The organism is Frankia sp. CgKIO3 (genome assembly GCF_977946435.1).
Map to the genome: position 1 here is coordinate 1 of NZ_CDWTMO010000213.1, position 5,808 is coordinate 5,808.

The 5,808-nt window shown below is 70.2% G+C and carries 7 protein-coding genes; 2 read left to right on the top strand and 5 right to left on the bottom strand.

Translation table 11 applies throughout. The annotated features are described in order from the left end of the window. Positions 1 to 139 precede the first annotated feature (139 nt). From AC08OJ_RS18080 to clpS, 5 genes are all read right to left on the bottom strand, one after another. Positions 140 to 1,087 carry a PLP-dependent cysteine synthase family protein gene (locus AC08OJ_RS18080; protein ID WP_462187858.1) on the bottom strand — a complete coding sequence of 316 codons (948 nt, stop codon included), beginning with the start codon at positions 1,085 to 1,087 and terminating at the stop codon, positions 140 to 142. Between the two features lie 22 nt (positions 1,088 to 1,109). Further along, positions 1,110 to 1,484: a MoaD/ThiS family protein gene (locus AC08OJ_RS18085; RefSeq protein ID WP_476594421.1), complete on the bottom strand. Its 375-nt coding sequence runs from the start codon at positions 1,482 to 1,484 to the stop codon at positions 1,110 to 1,112. A 219-nt stretch (positions 1,485 to 1,703) separates the two neighbouring features. Continuing rightward, entirely contained in the window at positions 1,704 to 2,099 is a 396-nt protein-coding gene (locus AC08OJ_RS18090; protein WP_476594422.1) for a M67 family metallopeptidase, read from the bottom strand. Positions 2,100 to 2,159: 60 nt separating this feature from the next. Next, on the bottom strand, positions 2,160 to 2,696 hold the full coding sequence (locus tag AC08OJ_RS18095; protein ID WP_476594420.1) for a DUF2017 domain-containing protein: 537 nt from the start codon (positions 2,694 to 2,696) through the stop codon (positions 2,160 to 2,162). Between the two features lie 188 nt (positions 2,697 to 2,884). After that, positions 2,885 to 3,175: an ATP-dependent Clp protease adapter ClpS gene (gene clpS / locus AC08OJ_RS18100; RefSeq protein WP_476594419.1), complete on the bottom strand. Its 291-nt coding sequence runs from the start codon at positions 3,173 to 3,175 to the stop codon at positions 2,885 to 2,887. A 246-nt stretch (positions 3,176 to 3,421) separates the two neighbouring features. Between clpS and AC08OJ_RS18105 the strand changes: the two genes are divergently transcribed. Beyond that, positions 3,422 to 5,251, top strand: a complete 1,830-nt coding sequence (locus AC08OJ_RS18105) for a molybdopterin oxidoreductase family protein (protein WP_476596354.1) — start codon at positions 3,422 to 3,424, stop codon at positions 5,249 to 5,251. Next, positions 5,212 to 5,730 carry a molybdopterin dinucleotide binding domain-containing protein gene (locus tag AC08OJ_RS18110; RefSeq protein WP_476594417.1) on the top strand — a complete coding sequence of 173 codons (519 nt, stop codon included), beginning with the start codon at positions 5,212 to 5,214 and terminating at the stop codon, positions 5,728 to 5,730. The genes AC08OJ_RS18105 and AC08OJ_RS18110 overlap by 40 nt, the downstream gene beginning before the upstream one ends. Positions 5,731 to 5,808 lie beyond the last annotated feature (78 nt).

Sequence of the window (5,808 nt, forward strand, 5' to 3'; positions counted from 1 at the left end):
CCAACCCCCGCATTGCGGCGAAGCCGCCAACCACCCCCGACGGCTCCCCCAGGAAGCTCGCCGAAGGCGAGCTGACGGAAACCCCGAACGGCGCCCTACGCCAGGGGCCCCCGCATTGCGGCGAAGCCGCCATGCGGGGCTAGGCCCACAGCTGCCCTTCCAGGGCGGCCTCGGCTTCTTCGAGGGTGCCGGCGTAGGCGCCAGTGGACAGATACTTCCAGCCACCGTCACAGACGATCAGGACTATATCGGCCGACTTGCCCTCCTTTACCACCCGCTCGGCCTGCGCGAGCGCCGCGTGCAGGATGGCCCCGGTGGAGATCCCGGCAAAGATGCCCTCCTCTTGCACCAGCTCGCGGGTACGACGCAGCGCCTCCCGCGGACCGACCGAGTATCGCGAGGTGAGCACCGACGGGTCGTACAGTTCGGGAACGAACCCCTCGTCGATGTTGCGCAGCCCGTACACCAGCTCGCCGTAGCGCGGTTCGGCCGCGACGATCGAGATGTCCGGCACCCGTTCCTTGAGGTAACGGCCGGTTCCCATGAGGGTTCCGGTCGTGCCGAGGCCCGCCACGAAGTGCGTGATCTCGGGCAGGTCCTCGAGAATCTCCGGCCCGGTCGTCTCATAGTGCGCCTGGGCGTTCGCCGGATTGCCGTACTGGTAAAGCATCACCCAGTCGGGGTTCTCGGCGGCCAGCCGCTTCGCGACGGCGACCGCCTCGTTCGATCCGCCGGCTGCGGGCGAGAACCTGATCTCGGCGCCCCACATCTGCAGGAGCTGACGGCGCTCGATCGAGGTGTTCTCCGGCATCACGCAGATCAGCCGGTAGCCCCGCTGACGACAGGCCATGGCCAGCGAGATCCCGGTATTACCGGACGTCGGTTCGAGCACGGTCGCGCCCGGAGTGAGCAGACCGCGCTTCTCGCCGTCGGCGATCATCCACAGCGCCGCCCGATCCTTGATCGAACCGGTCGGGTTGTCCTGTTCCAGCTTCGCCCACAGCCGGGCATCCGGCGACGGCGACAGTCGCGGAAGCCCGACCAGCGGGGTCCGGCCGACGGAGTCGGCCAGGGAGGAGAAACGCATGAGTCGGGACCCGTCGCTCGCGTCAGTGCTGCCCGGGCGACATGCCAGGCGACACCACGGCCGGCCCCTCGCTGCCCGGAACTTCGGCACTGCCCGGAAACTCCCCGGCGTCGACGGAGCCGCCGGCGACGGCAGGAAGAATGGTGACCTCGTCGCCGTCGCTGAGCTTGGCGTCGAGACCGCCGAGGAAACGAACGTCCTCGTCGTTGACGTAGATGTTGACAAAGCGGTGCAGCTCGGAACCGTTGTCACCGGTCACCAGCCGGCCCCGCAGCCCGGCATACCGGGAATCGAGATCGAGGAAGAGCGCGGCGACCGTGTCGCCCGTGCCCTCGACCAGCTTCGAACCTCCCGTGTAGGTACGCAGGATCGTCGGCACACGGACCTGGACTGCCATGGTGCTCCTTTCGCGGGTGCCACCGGCCGGGTTTGGCGGTGGCACCGCCCGGATGGGCGGGGGTGTCACGTCAGCAGGTTCTACCTCAGGCGGACAAGCGGACGAGTCGTAGGTGCCAAGGCTCCGCAGTCACCATCTTCCCGGACCGTGTCCCTTCCCGAACCGTGTCCGTCGCCGCGTCATCGTCCGTCGCCGCGTCATCTGCAACGCCAGGCCGTCTCAGACGATTTCCACCGGCTCCTCGGTGACCACGCCGTCGACGATCCGGTAAGATCGGAACTCGGTCACGCCCGGCTCCCGGGTGGAGGCCAGCACGTAGTGCGTGCCCGGCTCGGCCGCGAGGGACACGTCGGTTCTGGACGGGTACGCCTCGGTTGCGGTGTGCGAGTGGTAGATGACGACGGGCTCCTCGTCCCGGTCGTCCATCTCCCGCCACACCTTGAGCTGCTCCATTGGATCGAAGCGGTAGAAGGTCGGCGAGCGCTCCGCGTTCTCCATCGGGATGAACCGCTCCGGCCGGTCCGACCCCAGGGGACCGGCGACGATACCACAGGCCTCGTCGGGATGATCACGGCGGGCATGAGCGACGATCGCCTCATAGCAGGCACGGTCCATTCGCAGCACGAGCCTACCGTACGACGCCGAAGGGGCGGTCCGGGCCGATCTCGCCCGCGACTACCCCAGAGCTCGGGTCAGATCGTCGAGCAGTTCGGTCAGGAACGCGTAGACCGCGACGAGCGGTCGGCGGGAATCGTCCGGGTCGAGGTGTTCAAGTTCCGCGGTGGAGTCGTCGTCGGTGAGGCCGAGCCGGGTTCCCAGCACCAACCGGAGGTCGTTCAGCGTCGTCAGCCAGTCCTGAGCGGCCTCCTCGTCGAGCAGGAGCACCCTCCCGGGCGCTGGCACAGCGGACAGCACCCGCCGAGCGGCGTCGCGCTTGCGGGCGAGCAGATCGTCCGTCCGGCGGCGGCGGAAGTCCCCGGAGGCCATCGGATCGTCCGGGTAGGGGTCGGGAAGCAGACGAGCGATCGCCGGGTCGTCCGGCGGCGGCGGCGCGGTGTCACGCAGCCCCACCAGCGCCTCCAGCGGATCCTCGACCGGCGGCGGTTCGAGCAGGGACTCGATCTGGCCGACAAGCTCGATCAGCAACGCCGCCTCGAGCCGGGGAAGGCGCAGCTCGATCCCGGCACGCGTGCGGCGGAAGCCGTCAGCCACGTCCCTCCGTTCCCCCACTCCCACGCTCCCGGCGACGGTGCGCCCGGGACGACCGCCCCACATGACCGTCTGAACCGTCCGACCACGGACGCGGCCAGCCTACCCAGGGCATGCCGCATGGGCTGCTCCGGGCGGCCGAGGCCGACCGGCCGGGCCGGGACACCCCGCCGGTCGGGTTACTGGTCGGGTCAGTCCTGGGCGATCGTGGCCCACAGGCCGTAGGCGTGCAGGCGCTCGGCGTTGGCCTCCATCTCCTCCCTGGTGCCGACGGCCACCGAAGCCCGCCCCTTGTGATGGACGTCGAGCATCAGTTCGGTGGCCTTCGGCTTGCTGTAGCCGAAGAGCTTCTGGAAGACATACGTCACGTATGACATCAGATTGATCGGGTCGTTCCAGACAATGGTGACCCACGGCCGATCCTCATCGAGGGTCTCGTCGACTTCCTCGACATCGAGAGGCGACACGGCGGCGACAGACACGCTGCCTATTGTTACGCCATTCCCGCGACAGTTCTCCTCGACGGGTCGTGTGCCGTGGCCGGCGATCACCTCTCAGAAGGCGGCCCAACTCCGGGAGACGACCGAGTGCCGCGGGGTGGCATCGTCGGGGCCGCGGCCGCACATCGGGGGGCCGCACATCGGGGAGACGGCCAGGATGAGAACCACTTTGCCGCCGCGAAACGGCTCCGACCCGACCGAGACACCCCCTCGCCGCACGCTCGGTGCGTGACCACGACCATGCCGGTGCCGGCCGCGCCCCTTGCCGAGGTGGCGACACACTGCCCATACGGCGCCCTGCAGTGCGGAATGGTGCTGCGCGCCACCCCGGAGAGCGCCACCCCGGAGAGCGCCGGAAAGGACGACGGCCCGGAACCAGCAGGCGGAAGGTCTCCGGGGCCGGTTACCGTGCTCGCCCGCGAGTTCCCCACCAACCGGGGCCGGATGTGCCAGAAGGGGTGGACCTCCGCCGAATTGCTGACCGCCGCGGACCGGCTCACCACCCCGCTGATGCGGCCACGACGCGACGCCCCCCTCGAGCCGGTGAGCTGGGAGCAGGCGCTCGACCGCATCACTGCGGGGATCATCCGCCTCCAGCGTGAACACGGCCCGGACGCGGTCGGCGTCTTCGGCGGCGGCGGGTTGACCAACGAGAAGGCCTACGCCCTGGGCAAGTTCGCGCGGGTGGCGCTGCGCAGCTCCGCGATCGACTACAACGGCCGGTTCTGCATGTCGTCGGCGGCCGCCGCGGGCATCCGCTCGTTCGGGCTGGACCGGGGCCTGCCCTTCCCATTGGAGGACATCGCGCACGCCGGGGCCGTCCTCATGGTCGGCGGCAACGCGGCCGAGACCATGCCCCCGTTCATGCAGTACCTAACCCGCCAGCGGGAGAACGGCGGGGCGCTCGTGGTCGTCGACCCGCGCCTGACGGCCACCGCCCGCGCCGCGGCCCTGCATCTGCAGATCACCCCGGGAACTGACCTGGCCCTGGTCAACGGGCTGGCCCACATCGCCCTAACGGAGGGGTACGCCAACCACGACTTCCTCGCCGCTCGGACGACGGGCCTCACCGAGTTGCGAGCAGTACTCGCCTCCTACTGGCCCGAACGGGTGGAGCGCATCACCGGAGTGCCGGTGGCAGACCAGTACGCCGCCGTGGGCCTGCTCACCCAGGCCGAACGGGCGATGGTGCTCAGCGCCCGCGGTGCCGAACAACACAGCAAGGGCACCGACACCGTCACGGCGCTCATCAACCTCGCCCTCCTACTGGGGCTGCCCGGCACCCCCGGGTCGGGCTACGGCTGTCTCACCGGCCAGGGCAACGGGCAAGGCGGCCGGGAACACGGGCAGAAGGCCGACCAGCTTCCCGACTACCGCAAGATCACCGATTCGGTGGCCCGGGAGCACATCGGTCGGATCTGGGGCGTCGACCCGACGACCATCCCCGGTCCGGGCCGCAGCGCCTACGAGATGCTGGACGCGCTCGGCACGCCGCAGGGGCCGAGGGCGCTCCTCATCCTCGGCAGCAACATCGCCGTCTCCGCCCCCCGGGCCCGTCGGATCACCTCGCGGCTGGCCGCCCTGGACCTGCTCGTCGTCGCCGACTTCGTGCTCAGCGAGACGGCGGCCATGGCCGACGTCGTCCTGCCGACCGCCCAGTGGGCGGAGGAAGAGGGGACGATGACCAATCTGGAGGGTCGGGTACTGCGGCGGGAACGGCTGCGGCCTCCTCCGACGGGGGTACGCACCGACCTGGAGATCATCGCGGCGCTCGCCGCCCGACTCGGCCACGCCGAGCGCTTCCCCGACGAACCACGGGTGGTCTTCGACGAGCTGCGCCGGGCCAGCGCCGGGGGGATCGCCGACTACGCGGGCATCAGCTACGAGCGGATCACCGCATTGGACGGGGTGTTCTGGCCCTGCCCGGACGAGACGCACCCGGGCACCCCCGGATGTTCCTGGACCGCTTCGCCATCCCGGACGGACGGGCTCGGCTCGTGCCGGTCGAGCACCGTCCGGTGGCGGAGGACATCGACCCCGAGTACCCCTACTACCTGACCACCGGACGCGTGCTGGCCCACTACCAGAGCGGTGCGCAGACCCGCCGGATCGGACACCTCGTCGACGCCGCGCCGGAACCCTTCGTCGAGATCCATCCCGACCTCGCCGAACGGCTCGGGATCGCTGAGGGGGCGCCGGTGCGGGTCACGAGCCGACGAGGCACCTGCGAGGTGCCGGCGAGGCTGACCGACACCCTCCGGTTCGACACCGTCTTCCTGCCCTTCCATTGGGCCGGGGCCGGACGGGCGAACTCTCTGACCAACGACGCGCTCGACCCGACGTCCCGGATGCCCGAGTTCAAGGTGTGCGCGGTCGCGGTCGAGCCGCTCGAGGACCCGGACGACGACCCGATCGGCCACCCGGGCGACGATCGGCATGCCACCGGGTCCGTCCCCACCGCAACGGTCGGGGCTGCCGAACCCGTCCGAGCCATGTCGACGGGCCGCAGCCGACCGAGCGGAAGGCACCAACGGTGATGACCGCAAGACCCCGGACCATGATGCACGACTCCGCACCCCCGTCGGACTTCACAGGGGCCTCCGGGCCGCGCCGCA